Origin of the sequence: Rheinheimera aquimaris, assembly GCF_020531985.1 — a bacterium.
GTDB classification, from domain to species: domain Bacteria; phylum Pseudomonadota; class Gammaproteobacteria; order Enterobacterales; family Alteromonadaceae; genus Alishewanella; species Alishewanella aquimaris.
Window position 1 is genome coordinate 407,377 of the sequence record NZ_JAJAVQ010000004.1, and the last position, 20,936, is coordinate 428,312.

18 protein-coding genes are annotated in these 20,936 nt (G+C 50.7%); 3 read left to right on the forward strand and 15 right to left on the reverse strand.

Going from position 1 to position 20,936, the window contains the following annotated elements:
- Nucleotides 1-147 precede the first annotated feature (147 nt).
- Complete coding sequence (locus LHL18_RS14415; protein ID WP_226767575.1) at nucleotides 148-810, forward strand: ZIP family metal transporter; 663 nt, start codon at nucleotides 148-150, stop codon at nucleotides 808-810.
- A 42-nt stretch (nucleotides 811-852) separates the two neighbouring features.
- On the forward strand, nucleotides 853-1,422 hold the full coding sequence (pnuC, locus tag LHL18_RS14420) for a nicotinamide riboside transporter PnuC (RefSeq protein ID WP_226767576.1): 570 nt from the start codon (nucleotides 853-855) through the stop codon (nucleotides 1,420-1,422).
- A gap of 5 nt (nucleotides 1,423-1,427) precedes the next feature.
- Here the strand turns inward: pnuC and LHL18_RS14425 are convergent, their stop codons facing one another.
- From LHL18_RS14425 to LHL18_RS14440, 4 genes are all read right to left on the reverse strand, one after another.
- Nucleotides 1,428-2,129 (reverse strand): DUF3379 family protein, encoded by a 702-nt coding sequence (locus tag LHL18_RS14425; protein WP_134057263.1) that lies wholly within the window; start codon nucleotides 2,127-2,129, stop codon nucleotides 1,428-1,430.
- Nucleotides 2,122-2,772 (reverse strand): sigma-70 family RNA polymerase sigma factor, encoded by a 651-nt coding sequence (locus LHL18_RS14430; protein ID WP_226767577.1) that lies wholly within the window; start codon nucleotides 2,770-2,772, stop codon nucleotides 2,122-2,124. The genes LHL18_RS14425 and LHL18_RS14430 overlap by 8 nt, the downstream gene beginning before the upstream one ends.
- Nucleotides 2,765-3,379: an HvfX family Cu-binding RiPP maturation protein gene (locus tag LHL18_RS14435; RefSeq protein ID WP_226767578.1), complete on the reverse strand. Its 615-nt coding sequence runs from the start codon at nucleotides 3,377-3,379 to the stop codon at nucleotides 2,765-2,767. The genes LHL18_RS14430 and LHL18_RS14435 overlap by 8 nt, the downstream gene beginning before the upstream one ends.
- Nucleotides 3,380-3,484: 105 nt before the next feature.
- Nucleotides 3,485-3,763, reverse strand: coding sequence for a hypothetical protein (locus tag LHL18_RS14440; protein ID WP_226767579.1), 279 nt, complete (start codon nucleotides 3,761-3,763; stop codon nucleotides 3,485-3,487).
- Nucleotides 3,764-3,907: 144 nt separating this feature from the next.
- Here LHL18_RS14440 and LHL18_RS14445 point away from each other — a divergent pair, with 144 nt between their 5' ends.
- Nucleotides 3,908-6,301 carry a Lon protease family protein gene (locus LHL18_RS14445; RefSeq protein WP_226767580.1) on the forward strand — a complete coding sequence of 798 codons (2,394 nt, stop codon included), beginning with the start codon at nucleotides 3,908-3,910 and terminating at the stop codon, nucleotides 6,299-6,301.
- A 16-nt stretch (nucleotides 6,302-6,317) separates the two neighbouring features.
- On the opposite strand, the gene LHL18_RS14450 is transcribed toward LHL18_RS14445, so the two are convergent.
- The 11 genes from LHL18_RS14450 to LHL18_RS14500 all read right to left on the reverse strand — a co-directional run bounded on the left by LHL18_RS14450 (nucleotide 6,318) and on the right by LHL18_RS14500 (nucleotide 20,711).
- Nucleotides 6,318-6,896 carry a GNAT family N-acetyltransferase gene (locus LHL18_RS14450; RefSeq protein ID WP_226767581.1) on the reverse strand — a complete coding sequence of 193 codons (579 nt, stop codon included), beginning with the start codon at nucleotides 6,894-6,896 and terminating at the stop codon, nucleotides 6,318-6,320.
- 75 nt (nucleotides 6,897-6,971) lie between these two features.
- A complete protein-coding gene (gene lnt / locus LHL18_RS14455; protein ID WP_226767582.1) occupies nucleotides 6,972-8,528 on the reverse strand; it encodes an apolipoprotein N-acyltransferase in 1,557 nt (518 codons plus the stop codon).
- 4 nt (nucleotides 8,529-8,532) lie between these two features.
- Entirely contained in the window at nucleotides 8,533-9,405 is an 873-nt protein-coding gene (locus LHL18_RS14460) for an HlyC/CorC family transporter (RefSeq protein WP_226767583.1), read from the reverse strand.
- Between the two features lie 32 nt (nucleotides 9,406-9,437).
- Nucleotides 9,438-9,899 (reverse strand): rRNA maturation RNase YbeY, encoded by a 462-nt coding sequence (gene ybeY, locus LHL18_RS14465; protein WP_226767584.1) that lies wholly within the window; start codon nucleotides 9,897-9,899, stop codon nucleotides 9,438-9,440.
- Complete coding sequence (locus tag LHL18_RS14470; protein WP_134057247.1) at nucleotides 9,899-10,900, reverse strand: PhoH family protein; 1,002 nt, start codon at nucleotides 10,898-10,900, stop codon at nucleotides 9,899-9,901. The genes ybeY and LHL18_RS14470 overlap by 1 nt, the downstream gene beginning before the upstream one ends.
- 45 nt (nucleotides 10,901-10,945) lie before the next feature.
- Entirely contained in the window at nucleotides 10,946-12,379 is a 1,434-nt protein-coding gene (gene miaB / locus LHL18_RS14475) for a tRNA (N6-isopentenyl adenosine(37)-C2)-methylthiotransferase MiaB (RefSeq protein WP_226767585.1), read from the reverse strand.
- Between the two features lie 88 nt (nucleotides 12,380-12,467).
- Entirely contained in the window at nucleotides 12,468-13,316 is an 849-nt protein-coding gene (locus LHL18_RS14480; RefSeq protein WP_226767586.1) for a DMT family transporter, read from the reverse strand.
- 110 nt (nucleotides 13,317-13,426) lie between these two features.
- The gene (locus LHL18_RS14485) at nucleotides 13,427-17,944 is read right to left on the reverse strand and encodes an EAL domain-containing protein (RefSeq protein ID WP_226767587.1); all 4,518 of its coding nucleotides are present in this window, start codon (nucleotides 17,942-17,944) and stop codon (nucleotides 13,427-13,429) included.
- A gap of 108 nt (nucleotides 17,945-18,052) precedes the next feature.
- Nucleotides 18,053-19,030 (reverse strand): cobalamin biosynthesis protein, encoded by a 978-nt coding sequence (locus tag LHL18_RS14490; protein WP_226767588.1) that lies wholly within the window; start codon nucleotides 19,028-19,030, stop codon nucleotides 18,053-18,055.
- Between the two features lies 1 nt (nucleotide 19,031).
- Nucleotides 19,032-19,742, reverse strand: a complete 711-nt coding sequence (mtnN, locus tag LHL18_RS14495) for a 5'-methylthioadenosine/S-adenosylhomocysteine nucleosidase (RefSeq protein WP_226767589.1) — start codon at nucleotides 19,740-19,742, stop codon at nucleotides 19,032-19,034.
- An 81-nt stretch (nucleotides 19,743-19,823) separates the two neighbouring features.
- Nucleotides 19,824-20,711 (reverse strand): pirin family protein, encoded by an 888-nt coding sequence (locus LHL18_RS14500; protein ID WP_226767590.1) that lies wholly within the window; start codon nucleotides 20,709-20,711, stop codon nucleotides 19,824-19,826.
- Between the last annotated feature and the right edge of the window lie 225 nt (nucleotides 20,712-20,936).

Here is a 20,936-nt window from a genome sequence, read left to right on the forward strand (position 1 = left end):
CTACTATGCACAGCAGTACCGGGTGTTACCTTGCCTGTGATGGCTAAATTAGTTAGTTTTAGCGGCAGTTAAGCTGTTGCTGGCAGGAGATGTGTTCTGGATACGTTAACTACCATAGTACTTTGCACACTGGGTGCAGGCCTTGCGATGCCAGCTGGTGCATTATTAGCTGCCATTGAGCATATCCGGCCGCATTGGCTGGAAAAAGAGTTCCGCCACAGTGTATTGGCGTTTGGTGCCGGTGCGCTGTTATCTGCAGTTGCGTTGGTACTGGTGCCCGAGGGTATAAAGCATCAGGCGGTGATACCGGCTGCGCTGTGGTTTGTTGCCGGTGGTTTTGGCTTTATGCTGCTGGATATTATATTGAAAAAAGCCAATACGCCTGCCAGTCAACTTGCGGCAATGCTGGCAGATTTTATCCCCGAATCGGTTGCGCTTGGCGCCGCATTTAGTGCAGATCCCAATACAGCCATCTTACTGGCCGGTATTATTGCATTGCAAAATCTGCCCGAAGGTTTTAATGCCTACCGGGAGCTCAACCCTTCTGGTGGCTCTAAATGGCGGCTGATCATCAGTTTCAGTGCTATGGCACTACTCGGTCCGGCTGCCGGCCTGGTTGGTCATGTCTGGTTGCAGCAGCAGCCGGTGATAGTGAGTGCGATGATGCTATTTGCCGCCGGCGGCATCCTGTACTCGGTATTTCAGGATATGGCACCGCAGGTAAAGCTGGCGCGTCACTGGGGCCCGCCAATGGGGACAGTGCTGGGGTTTATGCTTGGTATGGCAGGTTTTATGCTGGCACATCAATAAACTGGTTGCTTAGTTTTAAAACGTTATTTACAGGATAATGGCATGGATACAGCATATCTGGAGTATGCGGCGAACGGGTTTTATCTGCTGGCAGTATTTCTGGCAGCGCGTAATAGTATTCATACCTGGTGGTTGGGTATTATTGGTTGCCTATTGTTTGCGGCACTGTTTTATCAGGTCAAACTCTATGCTGAAGTGCTGTTGATGCTGTTTTTTGTCGTCACTAATGGCATAGGTTGGTATCAATGGGGCTGGCAAAGCGGTGTTAAGCAGGTTACTAACACGCCACTCTGGCGTCTGGCTGGTTATAGTGCCCTGGCCGCACTGGTGACTCTGTTGTATGGCTACATATTACACAGTATGACGGATGCTTATGCACCCTTTATTGATTCCGCTATTTTGATGTTCAGTGTTATCGCACAGTTTTTACTGATGAACCGTAAACTTGAAACCTGGTGGTTCTGGCTTGTGGTTAATACGGTAGCGGTACCGTTGTATTTCTCTCGTGACTTACAGCTGACCGCTATCGTCTATATTGGCTTCTGGTTTAATGCCTGGTATGGCTTATATATATGGCGCAGGTTACGCAACGTCAGCCTCACACCAGGCTGACCCGGTTAGGCTGAAAAAATGAGTTTGTCCTGCAGCTTCTGCGGCAGCTGCTGCAAATCTGTAGCGTTGCTGCTGACAACGACGACATTTGCTTTAGGCATAGCCATAGTGATGCCCTGATACCGCTCGTCGGCAAACTGTGCGTTAAAGGCCAGTTCAACTTCTTTGGGTACCACAAAGATAGTGGCATAGCCGCTGTCGGTTTTTACTGCCAGATGCAAAGAACGCACCCCCTGAAAGGTACAGTAACGGGCATAAATAATCTCGTCCTGCCAGTCCTGCAGGCTGGCATCAAAGTCTGCAAGTTTCAGATTTACTGTGCTGACCGGCTGCACCTGCGCATGATTTAGCAAGTAGTTTTCTTCATGGTAAACATGGGCCAGGGCATGCCCGCCTAAATCTGTCGCAAAGCTGTTGTAATACAGTTGTAAGCCCAGCACTGACACTACAGCAATACTGGCCGCCATCGCCAGCGGTTTAAACCAGTTACGGCGTGGCTTTTGCTGTTGCTGTGGTATCTGCAACAAGCGCTCTGCCAGCATCGGCGGTACCGGAATATGCAGTGCATCTTCCAACTGGCGCTGCTGCTGTTGTAATTCACTGGCAAAGCAGCGCAGGTCGTTGTCGTTCGCAATAGCTGCCAATACTTCTGGCTCCGTGCTAAAAGGATCTGCCATTAAGATACGGCGTAATTCGGTGTTATCCATGGCGGGACTCCCCTTGTTGCATCAGGCTGTCGCGTAGCAGTTTACGTGCCCGGAACAGCCGGGTGTTAACGGTGTTTACATTCAATTGCAGCACAGCGGCTATCTCGTCGCTGCTAAAGCCACCCAGAACCTGCAATACCAAAGGCTCGCGGTATTCTTCGGCTAATGCCGCCATATGGCGGCGCAGCGTATCATTGTCACAGTCCTGTTCGGCACTGGTCTGGGCGGTATCAGGCAAACTATCCTGCTCGGCCGCGTCATCATAATCAAACTGACGGCGCTCAAAGCGCCTGGCATTTTCCCGCCGCACTATCGTGATTAACCAGGCTTTGGCAGCACCGGCATCAAGCAAGCTATCAAGGCTTTTCCAGGCCCGCAGAAAGGTTTCCTGCACCAAATCCTGGGCTATATCAGGGTCTTTACACAGCCAGTAGCCGTAGCGGTACACATCAGCATGATACAGCTGCACCAGCTGTTCATAACGTTTGGTTTTGCTGCCGTTGTTGTCAAATATCACAAGGGTTGCGCTGCTCTGAGGCAGCGTTTTTGCAGAGTGTTCAGCCATCGGCCCGATATCTTTGGTTGATTCTGCTGCCAGCCTAGCGTTATTTCGCTGCGCTGGCAAAAAATGTAGTTCACCCATGTTGCTGCTCCGCTACAACAGGCCGCCCTTTGCTGATGTAGTGATCAAGGCTGGTATAGCGGCCGCCACCGGTGAAAAACAGGCTAAATAACATCAGAAAGTAGGTTGCCGCAAACTCAATACCATTATTCAGGATGACAATGCTGCCATTGCTGGTCAGCCAGTCGTAGTTGCCGTGTTCCTGCAATATGCTGCGGGCTGCACTGAGTTGCTGCGCCGAATTGACAACTTGGTCGTTTGCCAACCAGCTGCTGCTATCGGCAATTGCCAGCCAGCCATTTGGCCAATGTACAGCGAAGATCGCCACCAGCATGGTTACCATCAGTGGAATGCTGACCAGGCGGGTAAATAACCCGAGCGCCAGTAAGATGGCACCCAGCATTTCAGCGCCAATGGCAAGTGTTGCCATTAGGGCAGGTGCCGGTAACCCCAGGCCCCATTCACTGTTGCCAAACCAGGCAATAGTGTCATCGATGTGCTGATATTTGTTCCAGCCTGCCTGCAATAAAACCGGCGCCAGATAAAGCCGCAGTAAAAAAGGCGCAAAGCCGGATAAATGCTGGCTTTTCGCCACAGCACGCTGGTACAGCGATATAACAGTCTGCATAGATACCTGAGTGATTAAATCAATAACTTTGCTATAGGAACGGCAGCAGTGCAGAAATATTTCAGCGCAGTATGAATTTACTGCGCCGGAGCGGGCTAAGGCGGCTTAGTGCACGCGATACAGACGGCAGAAGAAATCGATTACAGCATCTGCATCCAGGTTAGTAAAGCGCACTTTGCGTTTGGCCACGATGGCCTCACCCAGCGTTTTTAACGTGTGCTCCAGTGGCAAGCCGCTTGGACGCTCCAGCTGGTGGTCGGCAAACAAAAAGTTAAGCGCGGCACTGGCGTAGGATTTACCCGGTGATAAAGAAACCAGTTCCAGCTCCTGCAAACGAACACCCAGGTTGCGGATCCTCTCTAAGCGGTAAGTTTCTTTCATCATTGGCCCCGTGTTATCTATGCCTTGGTAAACACTGTATCGACAACAGAGGGTTTTTCTTTAGTAAAACGATGAAATTGACCAGTACAGCTAAGCCGCTTTTTGCTAGTATACCGGCCATAACAGTTGGTTACGCTAAGGTATTACATGACCCAACATCCACATCCTCTGGCACTGACGGTGCATCAGCTTGGCCCGCAATTGGACAATAAACTGATTAAGCAAGCGCTGTCGCCACAGCAGCTGATCCCAGCCTTTATCGGCCAGGACAGAGCCAAATCTGCACTGGCGTTTGCCATTGGTATGGACATGCCCGGCTATAACCTTTACGTAATGGGTGAACCGGCGCTGGGACGCTTTACGCTGGTACAGGATATTCTGCAGCAGGCAGCCAGCGAGAAAGCCACACCGGATGAATGGTGCTACCTGAACAATTTTGAAGATGAACGCGTGCCCAATACGCTGCGTCTGCTGCCCGGTGAAGGTAAGATCTTGGTTAAGCGTATTGAAGCCCTGATCGATGAGCTGTTAGATACCTTTCCGGCCGCTTTTGATAACCCGGGATATCAGCGCAAGAAAAAAGCCATAGCCCGCGCCTTTGATGATAAATACGAGCAGGCGATTGAACTGGTTGAGAAAAAGGCGCTGGAAAAAAATGTCGTGCTATATGAAGAAAACGGCGCTGTCAGTTTTTCACCAATTATCGATGGTAAACCACTGGATGACCAGGAGTTTTCTAAGCTGACTGAAGAGCAGCGGCAATATTTTTATGCGCTGGTCGGCGAGCTCGAAACCATCTTAAACGAGCAGTTGCTTGAGTTGCCACAGTGGAAACGCGAAGTGTCGGAAGGGATGCGCGCACTGCGTAAAGACACGATAGAACAGGCGATTAAACCGTTGCTGAAACAGCTTGAGCATGATTATACGTCTGAGCTGGGCGTGCTGCGCTACATTCGTGAAATGCGCAGTCATCTGGTGAAAGCGGTACTTGAACTACTTCCGGACGAATCAGATACCGACAAGCAGGAAGAAAGCGATAACCGCGAGATTTTTATCGAAGAGTTTGTACCCAATGTGTTGGTGCATTTTGAAAGCATGTCGGGTGCGCCAATAGTATTTGAGCCAAATCCCAGCTACGGCAATTTGTTTGGCCGGGTAGAGTACAATTCCAGCAGTGGCGCACTTTATACCAATTACCGCATGATTCGCCCCGGGGCCTTGCATCGTGCTAATGGCGGTTATCTGATTCTGGATGCTGATCGCCTGTTAACGCAGCCTGCGCTGTGGGATGCCCTGAAGCTGGCGCTGAAATCCGGTGAGTTGCTGATTGATACGCTGTCTGAGCATGCTGTAACCAATTCCACCATCATTACGCCTAAGGCAATACCACTGAATGTCAAAGTGGTGCTGCTGGGCTCTCGGGACCTGTATTACCTGATCCAGGATGTTGATGATGAGTTTAATGAGCTGTTCAGGGTATTAGCCGATTTTGAACACTATCTGCCTTACAACACCCAAACCATCAGCTACATGGCAATGCAAATTCGGGCGCAGATGCAACAGCTGAATATTGAAGAACTGACGGCCGACGGTCTGAAGCAACTGTTGATGTTCAGTTTTCGCCAGGCCGAGCATCAACGCAAGTTGTCAGCACGTTTTGCTGATGTACTCGAACTGGTGCGGGAAGCCTGCTTTTATGCCGGACAGAAGCTGAGTAATAGCCTGAATGCAGAACATATTCAACAGGCGCTAAAAGGTAAGCAGCACAGAACCGGCCGTATCAGTGAAGGGTTTCTGGAGGATATCCAGGAAGGTCAGATCCTGATCGACACAGACGGCCTTGCTGTAGGTAAGGTAAATGGGCTGACGGTGCTGGAAATTGGTGATACTGCTTTTGGCACGCCGGCGCGTGTTAGTGCGACGGTTTTTGCCGGCTCCAGTGGCGTTATTGATATTGAGCGTGAAGTGGAACTGGGTAAAGCAATTCACTCTAAAGGGGTGTTACTGCTGACCGGTTACCTTGGCGCCAAATACGCCCGCGAATTTCCACTAACCCTGTCTGCCAATATCGCCATGGAGCAAAGTTACGGTCATATTGATGGTGACAGTGCTTCGCTGGCAGAGGTATGTGCACTGATTTCTGCCATCACGGATATCCCAATCAAGCAAAGCCTGGCGGTGACCGGCTCGATCAATCAGCACGGCCAGGTACAGGCTATCGGCGGTGTTAACGAGAAGGTCGAAGGCTATTTCCGCTTGTGCCAGAGCCGTGGCTTAACCGGTGATCAGGGTGTGATCATTCCGGCCAGTAACCAGCTTAATCTGGTGCTGAACGACGATGTGACGCAGGCTGTAAAACAACATAAGTTCCATTTATATATCGTAAAAACAGTAGATGAGGCGCTGACGCTGCTTACGGGCGTGGACGCCGGCGAAAAGAGTAGCCGTGGCCTGTATCCGAAAAAATCAGTCAATGGGCGCGCGCTGCAACGTTTATCTGATATTGCCGATATTGTTAACGGCGCATCTGATGATGATTAACTGACAATCTGTATAGCTACAGCTGAGCAAAAGCGCGCTGATAATTCACCTGGCCGCTTTTGCCGTTAAGGCTACCGGGTTCCAGCTCCAGCAGCATAAAAGCGTTGTCCGGTGCCTGCCAAGGGCAACTGATGTTGAACCGGCTGGCTGCAGTAAAACCAAAACGCGGGTAATATGCCGGATGGCCCAGTACGACCGCGGCTACCGCACCTTGTTCTTTACACAATTTCAGACCAGCGCGTACCAGTGCCGACCCTATACCCTGATGCTGCAGCACATTGCTAACAGCCATTGGCGAGAGCGCCATCAGCCTGGTATCAGGATAATTATCCAGTGTTGCAGGTGAGAACAATATGTGACCGACAATGTTGCCGTGCTGCTCTGCAACCAGAGAAATGCAATCAGCGCATTGCTGACGTAGCGAGTTGATAAGGCGGGCCTCGGTATCGCCATTAAACGCATTGCAGGTCAGGGTGGCGATGGCGTTATGATCGTCAGGCCGTTCAGGCCTTACGGTGGTATCGTAGCCAAGCGCATGCCAGGTCGAGTTACGGCGGCGCTGCAAAGTGCGGCTGATGTTGTGCAGTAAGGTCATGGTCAATGCCAACAAAGCGAAGCATAAATTCAGTCTACCGGACTCTGTGCTGTTCTCAAGCAGATTGTTAACAAATTACCGCTGAACTTTGAACATTGTCCGCCAACGAATGAGAAATGCACCACCGATAATCAGGAAACAAAGCAGCCACAGCGGTTTATCTCCCCATTGAGAGTAAAGCGTCGCACCTTCAGTTAAACGCACGGTGTCAGTAAGCACAGCTTCAGTAAACTGCGGTGCGACTTTACTGATTTCGCCTGCCGCATTGACGGTTGCTGTCACGCCATTGTTAGTGGCGCGCAGCAGCGGCCGGCCGAATTCCAGTGCGCGCATTTGCGCTATCTGTAAATGTTGCAGCGGGCCAATACTGTCGCCAAACCAGGCGTCATTGCTGACGGTCAGTAATAGCTGGGTGTCTGTTGTCATATTAGCTGCAATCTGCTCAGGGAAGGCAATTTCAAAGCAAATTGCCGGTAGAATGTGATAACCATTGGCCACCAGATTAGGCTGCACATAACTGCCGCGGGTGAATGAACTCATCGGCAGATCAAAGATAGGCGCTAGCTTACGCAGCCAGTCTTCCATCGGTACAAACTCTCCGATAGGCAACAGGTGATGCTTGCTGTAGCGGTTGCCATGGCCATAGAAATAGTCACCGTCGGTAGAGTCAGGGTTACGTTTACCCAGCACAATCAGGTTGTTCCAGGCTTGCTGGGTTTTAAAGTTGTAATCGAGAATGCCGCTGATAACCGCAGTGTTGGCATATAAAGCCGCACGGTTCAGATTATCCAGATAACTTTCAGCCAAAGGTTCCAGCTGTGGTATAGCGGCTTCTGGCCAGATCACCAGATCGCTTTGAAAGTGGGGCCGGGTTAAATCCATGTATTTGAGCATCGTTGGCCATTCCTGCTCGGGTGCCCAGCGTAGCTCCTGCTTGATATTGCCCTGAACCAGCAGCACTGACAGGGTTTTATCGGTATCTTGCCAGCCTTTGAATGCCGTCAGCTGTGGGCTTACAGCAAAAATGATACCTGCAACAAGAACATAGCTGTAACGGGCAAGTGGTTTTTGCTTGAATGTCAGCTGCGCCAGTGCCGCAGCTGAAAAAGCCAGCACAAAACTGATACCGGTTTCACCAATCAGAGGGGCTAAATCTTTAAGGCCGGCAGAGGTCTGGCTATAGCCGAGCGACAGCCACGGAAAGCCGGTGAGTAATACGCTGCGCAGCCACTCTGCCAGCGTCCAGCTAGCAGCAAACAACAGCGGCATCATACGGTACAGACGCAGTTGGTAGCTAAGGCCACTGGCAAGTAGTGGGAACAAGGCAAGGTAGCCAACCAGTAAAGCCATCAAGCCGAGGCTGCCAGCCAGCGGCAAGCCACCAAACTGGTCTATGCTGACATGCACCCAGCTGATACCCACGCCAAACCACCCTAAGCCATAACTGAAGCCATACAAACAAGCTTGTTTGACTGACGTTGCACGCTGTACATAAAACACCAGTAATGCCTGTGTCAGTAGCGGCAGCCACCACAGGGTGTAGGGCGCAAATGCCAAAGTAGTTAAGCCGCCCGCCAGGATCAGCAGAGCATAGGGTAATAACATTTTTAGCTTAGCGGCTACTGCGGGCAAGATGTCAGCTTTCCTCAGACTCAACCGGTTCTTTGGCGCGGATCACCTGCAACTGCACCAGACGTCTGCTGTTGGCTTTGCTGACTTTAAATGTCAGCCCCTGCAGTTCGATACTCTCGCCACGTGCCGGCATATGGCCAAAAGCATGCAGCACTATACCGCCGATGGTATCGGCATCTTCTTCGTCAAAGGTGGTATTAAAGGTTTCGTTAAATTCATCCAGTGGGGTCAGCGCACTGACCTGAAACACGCGGGACGCCATTTTCTTGATATCGTTTTCTTCTTCATCGTCGTGCTCATCTTCAATTTCGCCGACAATTTGCTCAAGAATATCTTCAATGGTGACCAGGCCAGATACGCCGCCATATTCATCGACGACAATCGCCATGTGGTAGCGTTTCTGACGGAACTCTTTTAGCAGCGCATCAACACGCTTGCTTTCCGGGATGATGACAGCCGGGCGCAGTAAATCGCGCAGATGCCAGTCGGTAACATTAGGGTCAAGTGCGAATTGCAGTAAATCTTTTACCAGCAAAATGCCTTCGATATGATCTTTATCTTCGTTGACTACCGGATAACGGCTGTGGTTATTTTCCATCAGGATCGGCAGCATATCGGCTACCGTATCGTCGATATCAATGGTAGCCATCTGCGAGCGCGGCACCATGATATCGCGGGCCCGCATATTAGAAACCTCAAGTACGCCTTGCAGCATGCTTTTGGTATCGCTATCAATCAGGCTGCGTGCTTGCGCTTCACTGATGATATCCTGTAAATCTGAAATATCCTGTGGTTCTGCGTTAAAAATACTGGCGATCCGATCTAACCAGGATTTACCGGCAGAACCGCGACTAGAGTGGGGATTGTCGTCACTCATGGGTGAACTATTACTCCAAAAAATAAAAAAACCTATTCGTCATCCAACAAATAGGGGTTAGTAAAGCCAAGTTGCTGCAAAATGGTGACTTCTTCGGCTTCCATTTGCTCTGCATCGTCGTCATTTATATGGTCAAAACCAAGTAAATGCAAGCATCCGTGCACGACCATATGGGCCCAGTGTGCATTCAGGGTTTTATTTTGTTGCTGTGCTTCTTGCGCCACCACGGGAGCGCAAATGACTAAATCGCCAAGCAGAGGCAGTTCAATACCGGGCGGGCATTGAAACGGAAAACTCAGCACATTGGTGGGTTTGTCTTTACCACGGTAATCGAAGTTAAGCTGCTGGCTTTCAACGTTGCCGACAATGCGGATTGTTACTTCTGCGTCGGCCTGAAACGGTAATACCGCTGCATCCAGCCACTGCTGAAACTGCATTTCGGTTGGCAGGTCCGGCGTGTCAAACGCCAGCTGCAGGTCAAGGGTTATGGCCATTAGTCACCTTTTGCAGCCGTGGCGGCCAGTTTGGCGGCTTCATGCGCTTCATAGGCCATGACAATACGCTGCACTATAGGATGGCGCACCACGTCTTTGGCGGTAAAGTGGTTAAAGCTGATTTCTTCCACAGCGCTTAATACATCAATAGCATGCTTTAAACCGGAATACTGGCCGCGTGGCAAATCGACCTGAGTGATATCACCGGTGATCACAGCTTTAGAGCTAAAACCAATCCGGGTTAAGAACATCTTCATCTGTTCAACGGTCGTGTTCTGGCTCTCATCCAGAATAATGAATGCATCATTCAGTGTACGGCCACGCATATAGGCCAGCGGGGCGATTTCGATAATACCGCGCTCTAAGTACTTTTCGACTTTTTCAAAGCCGAGCATCTCAAATAAGGCGTCGTATAACGGGCGCAGGTAAGGGTCGACTTTTTGCGCCAAATCACCCGGTAAGAAACCGAGTTTTTCACCGGCTTCTACGGCCGGACGGGTCAGAATAATACGCCTGACCAGATTGCGCTCCAATGCATCAACTGCACAGGCTACCGCCAGATAGGTTTTACCGGTACCGGCCGGGCCTATGCCGAAGCAGACATCATGTTTTAGCACGTTGGCAACATAAGCCGCCTGATTCGGATTACGCGGTTTAATCAGGCCTTTTTTGGTTTTCAGGCTAAAGTCCTGTTGTTCACCGTCCTGTTGCTGATACTGAATGTCGTAGTTCTGACTAATCAGTAAATGCACCTGTTCCGGTGTAAGTTCGGCACCCGGGGCAGAGGTCGCGCTATACAACTGCTGCAGTACATCCATAGCGGCAGCGACGTTGTCGGCCGGGCCTGCTACTTTCAGTTGGTTATCGCGGTGGCTGATGTCGACCAATAAGCGCCGTTCTATATGCTTAAGGTTGTCGTCAAAAGGTCCGCACAACAGGGTTAAGCGTCTGCTGTCTGCGTCTTCGAGGGTTAAATCTGCCGTGTGTAAAGGGGTGCTCAAATGCCTGCCTCTGAATAAAAGGGGGCTATACAGCCCCCGGATAAATTAAGGAATAAAGGTTGTCACGCCAAGGGTGTCGGCCACAGGTTCTGTTTTTTGCCGTGCCAGAATTTGCTGTGGTGCCGTATCGCGACGTAAGCCCATATCGGCTTCGGTGCGGATAAGCTCACCGCGTAATGAGTTACTGAACACATCCGTGATCCGTACATCAACAAACTGCCCAATCATGTCAGGCGAGCCTTCAAAATTCACTACCCGGTTATTCTCGGTACGGCCGGTCAGTTCCATAATGTTTTTCTTTGATGGCCCTTCTACCAGAATCCGCTGTTCCGTGCCAAGCATGCCACGTGCAATACGCAGTGCCTGCTGGTTGATACGGTCCTGCAGAATATACAGTCGCTGTTTCTTGGTGTCTTCAGATATGTCATCCGGCAAATCTGCCGCAGGCGTACCCGGGCGGGCACTGTAAATAAAGCTGAAGCTCATATCAAAATCTATCGCCTGAATCAGATCCATCGTGGCCTGAAAATCTGTATCTTCTTCACCCGGGAAGCCGATAATAAAATCAGATGACATGCTCAGGTTAGGCCGGATGCGCTTCAGCTTACGGATTTGTGCTTTGTATTCCAGTGCAGTATGGCCGCGTTTCATCAGATTCAAAATACGGTCAGAGCCGCTTTGTACCGGAAGGTGCAGGTGATCAACCAGCTCCGGTACGTCGCGGTATACTTCGATAATATCGTCGGTAAATTCGACCGGATGTGAAGTGGTGTAGCGGATCCGATCAATACCGTCGATCGCCGCTACCAAGCGCAGTAACTCCGAGAAGTGGCAGATGCTGCCATCAAACTTCTCACCGCGGTAAGCATTGACGTTTTGCCCCAGCAGGTTCACTTCGCGTACACCCTGCTCAGCTAACTGAGCAATTTCGAATAGCACATCGTCCAGCGGTCGGCTTACTTCTTCGCCGCGGGTATAAGGCACGACACAGAAAGTACAGTATTTTGAACAGCCTTCCATGATAGACACAAAGGCAGTCGGGCCTTCGGCTTTTGGTTCTGGTAAGCGGTCAAACTTTTCGATTTCAGGGAAAGATACATCCACTACCGGTGACTTGGAGCCACGAACGGCATTGATCATTTCCGGCAGGCGGTGCAGGGTTTGCGGGCCAAAGACAATATCGACATAAGGTGCACGCTCACGGATGGCGGCGCCTTCCTGTGATGCTACGCAGCCGCCGACACCGATCACCAGATCTGGATTCTTCTCTTTCAGCGGACGCCAGCGTCCCAGCTGATGGAATACTTTCTCCTGGGCTTTTTCACGGATAGAGCAGGTGTTCAGCAGAATAACGTCTGCCTCTTCGGCTTCCTCTGTCAGTGTGTAGCCATGAGTAGAATCCAGCAGGTCAGCCATTTTCGATGAATCGTATTCGTTCATCTGGCAGCCCCAGGTTTTAATGTGCAGCTTTTTGCCCATTGCGTGTTGTTACCTGTCTTGTCACATCGAAAAAAGGAGCGTATTTTAGCCTGTTCGGCTGCGCGTTGCCAGCGTTGGCGTCAAAGCCTCAGAACAATCTTTGTCTGGTGGTGATATAGCCGGCATAGAAAATCACCAGTACACCGCCAAACCAGGCCGCGCTGACCGGTTCCTGCCAGAACAAATAACCAAACAGGCCGGCAAAGATAACACTGCTGTAGGTCCACATGCCAATATCGCTGGCAGGGGCTACCGCATAGGCGCGTGTCATCGCAAGCTGGCCGGTGGCTGCTAACACCCCCATGCCGATAAATGCCAGCCAGACATCATTGTTCAGGGGTTGCCAGTAAAATGGCACCGGGATTGCAGACAGCAGGGCAGTCAGCAGCGAAAAGTAAAATACAATGCGTACGGCGGGTTCAGTGTCAGACATATAGCGGATCGTGGTTTTGGTTACCGCAACCAGCACTGCCGACAGCAGCCCTACCAGCAATACAGCTTCAGCACTACCGTAGTTAGCAGGTAACGCCAGCAATACCCCGACAAAGCCCAGTAAAATACTGAACAGTGTCAGGCGGCTGGGGCGTTCTTTTAGCCAGAAGCGTGCAATCACCGGCACAATAAAAGGTGATAGCAATAACACCAGCATACCCTGCGCCAGTGGTAGGCGGGCCAGCACATAGAAAAAACAGTACATCGAAATAATACCGGTTAGCGCCCGGCTTAAATGCAGATACCAACGTTTTGTCTTTAACAACCGAAAGCCATGTTTGTATAAAAACGGCAGCATCAGCAGCAGGGCAAAGAAGTTACGGAAGAACACCACCTGAACTTCAGAAGCTGTGCCGCTGGTGAATTTGACAATGGCGCCGATACCGGCGAAGCAGGCTTCAGCCAGCAGTAACAGCAAGGCTCCTTTGACGAGGGGCGACAGCATAACAATCCGGGCGACGTTCTGGGGTGGCTCAGTATACCAGAGTCGTTAACCTGGCTGGCATCAGCGGCTAAAAAGTTATCTCAGCGCCAGTACAACCTGGCGCATGCTGGTCACAGGTTGGCATGTTCTTGCTGTAGAAAAGCAAACATATCTTGCTCCGGCATTGGTCTGGCGAACAGATAGCCCTGAATCAGGTAACACTGGCGTCTGCTGAAAAATGCCAGCTGCTGTTCGGTTTCCACACCTTCGGCCACACAATACATGCCCAGACTATTTGCCATACTCAGCATGGCCTCTATGATGGTTTCATCACTACTGTCGATTCCGATGTCCTGCACGAAACTGCGGTCAATTTTAATGCCATCGATCGGCAGTTCTTTCAGGTATTTGAGTGATGAATAGCCGGTACCGAAATCGTCCAGCGCCAGCTGTATGCCCAATTCACTTAACGCCAGCATGGTATCTATCGCGCTGCGGTGATCGCGCATCAGCGCGCTTTCTGTTACTTCAAAACGCAGGCAGCTGGCCGGTAAGTCATATTTCAGCAGCAGGTTGCGGGTATGCTCAGCCAGTGATGGTTGCTCCAGATGCTGCGTGGACAGATTGACCGACAAATACAACTGGTAGCCACTGTCATGCCATTTTTTCAGATCGGCCAGGGCGCGCTCCAGCAGCTGTTGTGTCATGTTAATAATTAAACGTAACTCTTCTGACAGCGGAATAAATTCAGCCGGTGAGATCAGTCCTTGGTTGCTTTGCCAGCGCAGTAACACTTCAGCGCCGACTATGCGGTTAGTCTGGCTGTTTATTATCGGCTGGTAAAAGTTAACAAATTCGTTGTTATGCAATGCGTTACGTAAGCGTGTTTCACGTGCCAGCCGCATATGAGCTTTTTCGTTCATTTCGGCGGTGAAAAACTGGAAGTTATTCCGCCCGGCTTCTTTGGCGTGATACATCGCCACATCGGCATGTTTCAGCAGCTCAGTGGCATTTATCGCATCTTCCGGATAAACGGCGATACCAATACTGGGTGACACACCAACGGTATGGGTGCCCAATTGCATAGGTTCGCTGACCACGGTCAGCATTTTTCGTGCAACATGGCTGATGTTGTCGTCATTTTTGTAGCCTTCAAGCAATATGACAAACTCGTCGCCGCCTAAGCGGGCTACTGTATCACTGTCGCGCAGCGTTGACGTCAGCCGTTTAGCGACTTCTTTTAGCAACAGATCACCAATATCGTGGCCTAGGGAATCGTTAATTTGTTTAAATTTATCCAGATCAATGAAACATAACGCCAGGCTGCGCCTGTCGCGCCTTGCCTGATCGATACCATGATATATTCTGTCCATCAGTAGGGCGCGGTTCGGTAAACCGGTTAAGGCATCGTAGTTAGCGAGGTAACGTAATTCGTCTTCTGCCATTTTTTGTGCGGTAATGTCAGTAAATACCAGCACAAAGAAGGTTTGCTGCTGCTCACCTATAGCACTGATATTGATTAGCGTCGGCCGTTCACGTCCGTCAGGCGTAATAACCTGCTCTTCTCCCTGCCAATGCTGGCCACTTTGCATACTGCGCAGCAATTTGGTGTAAAAGCGTCGTCTGACCAGGCTGATGCCAAGGTGATGGGTGCGTGGCTGGTCGATATATTGTTCCAGGCTGCCAAAAGCGGTGGCAAAAGACTGGTTGGCGGCAATAACCCGCTGTTGCTGGTCCAGAATGACGACCCAGTCACGGGTTTGTTGAAAAGCTTCACCAAACAGACGGGCCTTTTCCTGACTGGCGCGGGTTTCGGTAATATTACTGAAGGTACCCAATACACGACGTACGGCTGAATCTTCATCCTGCTCAGTTACTTTGCCGATATCCCGGAACCACAGCCAGTGGCCATCCCGGTGTTGCATGCGGTAGGTGCAATCAAAACTCTGCTCTGGTTGCTGGATAAAGCGTTGCCATTGAGCTGTGTAATTAGCTTTGTCATCAGGGTGTATCAGGGCTTCATGCTGCGACAACGTCATCGGATTCATATTTTCCGGGTAGCCGAGCATTTGCTGTACTCTGGAAGCGTAGAATAAGTTGGTATCAGCCTGCCATTCCCAGGCACCACTATCCACTGAAGCCAGTGCCTGTTTCAGCCGCTGCTCGCTCAGGCGTACTTTGCGGTGAGCCTGGTTGATAAGACGATGTTGATTACGGCGAATCGTTAGCAAGCTGCCACCTGCGGTCAGCAGCAGTAGCAAATATGCGAGCAAAGCCCAACCTGACAGCCAGGGGCTGGCAGACACGTGCAAAAATATTCTGGCCGGCTCGCTTTCCTGGCCATTGGTCGGCGACAGCGCTACCACATAAAAAATGTAGTCGCCCCGACTGAGCTGCGGAAATACTACTTTGCTGCTGTGCTGTACCGGATAACGTAATTCCTGAGCGCCTTCGAGCCAGAAGCGGTATTGCATTTTATGCGCATCACGAAAGTTCATGCTGCTGAAATTCAGCTCGATGCCTAAATCTTGATACGATAAATCGATATGACGTTCATTCAGATTGCCGTGCAGCTGCAGCTGATTGCCGGTTTGCGTGCTGATGCCGGTTATTACAGCGCTTGGTTTAAGGTTCTCGGTTGCCAGGGCTGCTGTGTTAACCACAGTGACGCCACGCATACTGCCAAACGCCAGTTTACCGCCGGGCAAGCGGGCCGACGCGGCGCCATTGTATTCATGCGTTGGCAAGCCATCTGCCTTAGTAAAATGTTCAGCCTGCAGCGACTGTGGGTCAAGCCGGAATAAACCTTTATGTGATGAGAACCAGATATAGCCTTCGTTGTCGCGTTGCAATGCGTAGGCATTATCTGCTGTGGTCAGAGTATGCTTAAGCTGCAGCGTTTGCTGGTCAAACCCCATCAGGCCATGGCCGGCAAAACCGACCCATAAAGTACCGTTATCATCAGTGACCATAGCGTCAGCCTGGCGGTTAAGTTCAGGCTGATATTGCGGGTATTGATAGAGCAAATGCACCTGGCGCTGCGCTGTGTCATACAACCACAGCTGATCCGCCGCCGATAACAGCAACTGACCAGGCTTTGCGGTTTCGCCGATAAAACCGCCAAATATCAGATTGGCAAAAACACGATCCAGTTCGGGTAAGGGTTCCACTTCAGCAGTGTCAGGCTGATAGCGGTAAAAGGCGTTGTCGGCAACAAAATAAAACTGGTTATTGAAGCGGTAAGCGAAGCCGGTTGCTGATGCTAACAGGCGCTTATCGGTATCGTTATTTCCGGGTGGTAGTCTGAGTTCATTTTGGGCAGTATCAAACTGGCGCAGCCCGGCCGAAGTTTGCAGCCAGAACAGGTCTGTCTCGTCAGGGAATATGTTCAGAATAGTGCCGCTGTGCCATATAGCTTTGGTATCGTTATTGACTAAATACGCTGTAATCTCGCCTGAGGTCAGATCAACACGATTAAGGCCGTTACTGGTACCAACCCACAGCGTGCTATTCCCGGCGGAGGCCAGTGCATACACTTTTTCACTGCTGAGGCTGTTATTGTTCTCTGCCAGACGACTGATATTACTGAAAGCAGTACTACGTGGGTGCCAGTAGTAAGCGCCATCGTTGCGAGAGGCCAGCCAGTAACCGCCGTAGTTGTCGGCAACGATATCGAGAATATTATCGTCAAATAACCCCAGATCGCTGCGGGTAAGCTGCAACAGACGTGTGATACTGTTATCTGCCAGGTTGAACTGATACAAGCCCTGTTCAGTGGCCAGCAAGGCTTGCTCTCCTTGCCACAGCAGTTGCCATATATTGTGGCGGGGTACATGTTGCTGCGGTGTATAGCGGCTTTGTTGCTGTATATATTGTTGTATATCGGCAGTGGCAATACTGTATAAGCCTTCTACGGTGCCAATCCACACACGTTCGTGTTGCAGCTCAAGATACTTCACATGCTTTTGATCGTCGTGGTTAGTGTTTTCGGCCGCCGTCATAGCCGGTGTCAGATGGGGCAGCAGCGTCGGTTTTTTGCTGGCATATTCGAGAAAATACAGGCCATTAAAGCCACCAATAAACACATTGCCATCCACAACAATAGCCGTACGCAGCCAGCCGTTTTCCACGCCTTGCTCAGACAAGCTGAAAAGCTGCTCTGGTGCTGCGGTAGAAAGCGGCAGACGGTATAGCGCATCATCCATCAGAAACAGCAAAGTGTCTTTGTCATATTCCAATAGCGAGATAATGCTGTGTGCCCCGGCCTGTTCATTATTCGCTGGCACAGGCATCGGCATAAACAGTTCAAATACTGCATTAGCAGGGTTAAATAAATAGATACCTGCGTGGGCTGAAGCGGCCCATAGCCTGCCGCTGGAATCTTGCAGTAATTTACTAAATGGCAGCTCTCTGAGCTGGTAACCTTCAGCATTAATATGGTTTAGGCGGGTGCTGTCGTAGCGGTTAATGCCGCCGTCGGTAGCCAGCCAAAGAAAGCCGTCTTTGTCCAACAGCAAATCACGCACTGAGCCCTGCGACAAACCCTGGTCAGGCGTCAATGGCCGCAACAGCGGCGCAGCAGTGGAGCTGCAGACCACGAGTAACAACAACATACTCAGGCAGCGCAAAAAGTGCGGCAAAAAATTCACTGATACTCCTGTTGTAGCTTTATTAATTTTATTGGCGCTACATCTGCGGTTAGGGGCAAAACATATAACGAGATCGCCTGACTGTCCAGTGCTGTTAACTGCGTAATTCTAATGTTTTAGTTGCCATACCAATTGCAGCAAACTACCGCCGGCAATCACCAGTAGCAGGTACAGATGGGAGAACTGCAATATACTGACAGCGCGTTGGATGTCCGTCGCCACCGGCTCGTTTGGCTGCTTAATTTTACTGCGCTGCTGTTTCAAACCGTTGTAATATACCGGCCCACCGAGACTGCGGCGCAGCGCCGCACTGGCGCAGCACAGCAGCCAGAAAGAGCAACGGTTAATATTAAAGCAGTGCGTTGCCCGGCATAGCTGATAACTACGCAGTACCCCATGCTGTATAGCCAACAACAGGCTACTGATACATTTTGGTATAGCGGTCAGCAGCCCTGCCAGCGCCGAGGCCGGTGCGCCAAAATAACGATATTGGTCACGTTTAGGGTTCCATTGTTGCTGCAGTTCAGTCACTAACCGGTAGCCTATAGCACCAAGCCCGCCAGCCAGCACAAATGCCAGACAAACCCCTACAAAATGACTGGCAGAGCGCAGTGTAAGGCTTTCCAGCAATGCTTTTGTCAGGCCCATTTCACTTAATGTGGATGTTTTACGGCACAACAATGACTTTGCCTGCTCACGGGCCAGTGTCAACTGGCCCGTGAGCAGGCGCTGCTGGATCTTTTGTGCCTGTTGCTGCGTGCTGTACCAGTCCAAACCGGCGTACAGCAGCAGGGCATCGAGTACCAGAGGTAATTCGGAAAACTGATACAGGCTATACAGCAGCGCCATAGCAGGCAACCAGGCGACAAGAAGTGCCAGACTGCCTGAAATATATAGCTGCTGCCTTGGCCGCTCTGGGTCCGGATTAACTTTTGCCGCCAGTTGCTGAGCAAAATAGCGAAACAGCATTAACGGGTGGTACGCCGCTGGCATAGGAATTAGCCGGGCTGCCAGCACCACCAACAGTAAGATAGCTGGATGTGCAGATAGCTCTGATGGCCAAGTTATGCCAAGCGGCCATGGCATATTACAGTGTTACTCCGTTCAGGCGTTGCAGCAGCTCCAGCACCATCGCAGAGCTGTTTTTCGACGCAACTTCCAGATAGTCTTCAAAAGACTGCGGCGATTCTTTACCGGCAATGTCGCTTAAACTGCGGATTACAACAAAAGGTGTTTTCAGCATATGGCAAACCTGCGCTATAGCGGCTCCTTCCATTTCAACCGCCAGCATAGTTGGGAACTGCTGACGAATGACAGCAATACGCGCCGGGTCGCAGATAAAACTGTCGCCAGTGGCGATCAGGCCTTTTTTTGTCTGGCAAAACCCCAGCGCCTGAATGCTTTGCTCTGCAGCGCTGATTAATTTGGGGTGTGCGGTAAAAGCAGGCGGCATTTGTGGTACCTGACCCATTTCATAGCCAAAAGCGGTTACGTCAACATCGTGATGACGCACTTCTGTACTGATGACGATATCACCGACGTTCAGATCTGGGTCAAAACCGCCGGCAGAACCTGTATTGATAACTGCCGTAGGCTTAAAATGCTGGATCAGCAGCGCGGTTGCCAGTGCCGATGCCACTTTACCAATACCGGATTGCACCAGTACCACCTGAACACCCGCCAGTTTGCCGCTATAAAAGCTGTAGCCGCCCAGTTCGGTGCAGCTAACATCATTAATTTGCTGGCGCAGTAGCGCCACCTCCGGCTCCATGGCGCCGATAATACCAATCTGTTGCATGTTGCAGTCTCTGTTGTTACAAAGCTGCTAGTATAAAACGCCATGGCGGTAAAATCCCGCTTTTCATGGCGTTATCCATTGTTATTGTGCCAGTTGGATGGTCGCTGCAGCAGTATCGCCTGTCAGCTTACCCTGCTGATAATCACTGATAGCCTGCTCTATTTCCGCCATGCTGTTCATCACAAAAGGGCCGTACTGTACTATGGGTTCACCGATAGGGGCAGCAGCCAGTACCAGCACGCGACTACTGTGTTCTGCTACCAGTGTCAGGGTATTGCCGTGGGTCAACACACCTGCATGATGCTCAGGGACTTTGCGCAGTTCTTTATCATCCTGTATCAGTACCTGGCCAGCATACGGATAAACAAAGGCATTATGTGTGACCGGCAGTTGCAGGCTAATGCTCTGGCCAGCTGCCAACTGCAGGTCATAATACTGCGGATCGGTAGTCAGCCCCTGGATCGGCCCGCTTTGCTGCAGATTACCGCTTTGCAGGGTACCGGCAATCACTTTGGCACTGCCTTGCGGCAGGTTAAGTTGCGGTATTTGCTCAGGGGCGATATCAACATAGGCTGCAGCTTTCATTTTTTCTTTTGCCGGTAAGTTGAGCCAAAGCTGGAAACCTTGCATCAGCCCGGCTTCTTGCTGTGGCATTTCAGAATGGATAATGCCGCGGCCCGCCGTCATCCATTGCACACCACCTGATTTCAGGTGGCCTTGGTTGCCCAGATGATCTTCGTGCAGCATATGGCCATCAAGCATATAGGTAACGGTTTCAAAACCGCGATGCGGGTGCGGAGGAAAGCCTTTAATGTAGTCGCCGGCTTTGTCTGACCCAAAAAAATCCAGCATCAGAAATGGATCCAGTCTGGTGTGCGGATTCTGCCCCAGGCTGCGCTTTATTTTTACCCCGGCGCCGTCTGAAGCCGCAATCGAAGGAATAAGGCGTTGTAAAACTCTCGCTGTCATAATGTCCTCCCAAAAGTGGTTTTTACTATTAAGCATTAAGTTAAACCAAATGAAAACCGCATAATTAAGCCGTTTACTGTCGATAAAATAGAATACTTCTGGCTGTTATACAGTTCAGCCAGTGTTAATTCGCCGCCGCTAAGCTGTCATCAAACAAACTGAGCAATACCCAAAATCTCTGGTACTGAGAATTCTCTGATACAGGGGAAAACAAGGAGTAACAAT

What these genes read in the sequence shown, in the direction of transcription:
- LHL18_RS14415 (WP_226767575.1), top strand. Translation starts at nt 148, where the DNA reads ATGCCAGCTGGTGCATTATTAGCTGCCATTGAGCATATCCGGCCGCAT.
- pnuC (WP_226767576.1), top strand. Translation starts at nt 853, where the DNA reads ATGGATACAGCATATCTGGAGTATGCGGCGAACGGGTTTTATCTGCTG.
- LHL18_RS14425 (WP_134057263.1), bottom strand. Translation starts at nt 2,129, where the DNA reads ATGGATAACACCGAATTACGCCGTATCTTAATGGCAGATCCTTTTAGC.
- LHL18_RS14430 (WP_226767577.1), bottom strand. Translation starts at nt 2,772, where the DNA reads ATGGGTGAACTACATTTTTTGCCAGCGCAGCGAAATAACGCTAGGCTG.
- LHL18_RS14435 (WP_226767578.1), bottom strand. Translation starts at nt 3,379, where the DNA reads ATGCAGACTGTTATATCGCTGTACCAGCGTGCTGTGGCGAAAAGCCAG.
- LHL18_RS14440 (WP_226767579.1), bottom strand. Translation starts at nt 3,763, where the DNA reads ATGATGAAAGAAACTTACCGCTTAGAGAGGATCCGCAACCTGGGTGTT.
- LHL18_RS14445 (WP_226767580.1), top strand. Translation starts at nt 3,908, where the DNA reads ATGACCCAACATCCACATCCTCTGGCACTGACGGTGCATCAGCTTGGC.
- LHL18_RS14450 (WP_226767581.1), bottom strand. Translation starts at nt 6,896, where the DNA reads ATGACCTTACTGCACAACATCAGCCGCACTTTGCAGCGCCGCCGTAAC.
- LHL18_RS14460 (WP_226767583.1), bottom strand. Translation starts at nt 9,405, where the DNA reads ATGAGTGACGACAATCCCCACTCTAGTCGCGGTTCTGCCGGTAAATCC.
- ybeY (WP_226767584.1), bottom strand. Translation starts at nt 9,899, where the DNA reads ATGGCCATAACCCTTGACCTGCAGCTGGCGTTTGACACGCCGGACCTG.
- miaB (WP_226767585.1), bottom strand. Translation starts at nt 12,379, where the DNA reads ATGGGCAAAAAGCTGCACATTAAAACCTGGGGCTGCCAGATGAACGAA.
- LHL18_RS14480 (WP_226767586.1), bottom strand. Translation starts at nt 13,316, where the DNA reads ATGCTGTCGCCCCTCGTCAAAGGAGCCTTGCTGTTACTGCTGGCTGAA.
- LHL18_RS14490 (WP_226767588.1), bottom strand. Translation starts at nt 19,030, where the DNA reads ATGCCATGGCCGCTTGGCATAACTTGGCCATCAGAGCTATCTGCACAT.
- mtnN (WP_226767589.1), bottom strand. Translation starts at nt 19,742, where the DNA reads ATGCAACAGATTGGTATTATCGGCGCCATGGAGCCGGAGGTGGCGCTA.
- LHL18_RS14500 (WP_226767590.1), bottom strand. Translation starts at nt 20,711, where the DNA reads ATGACAGCGAGAGTTTTACAACGCCTTATTCCTTCGATTGCGGCTTCA.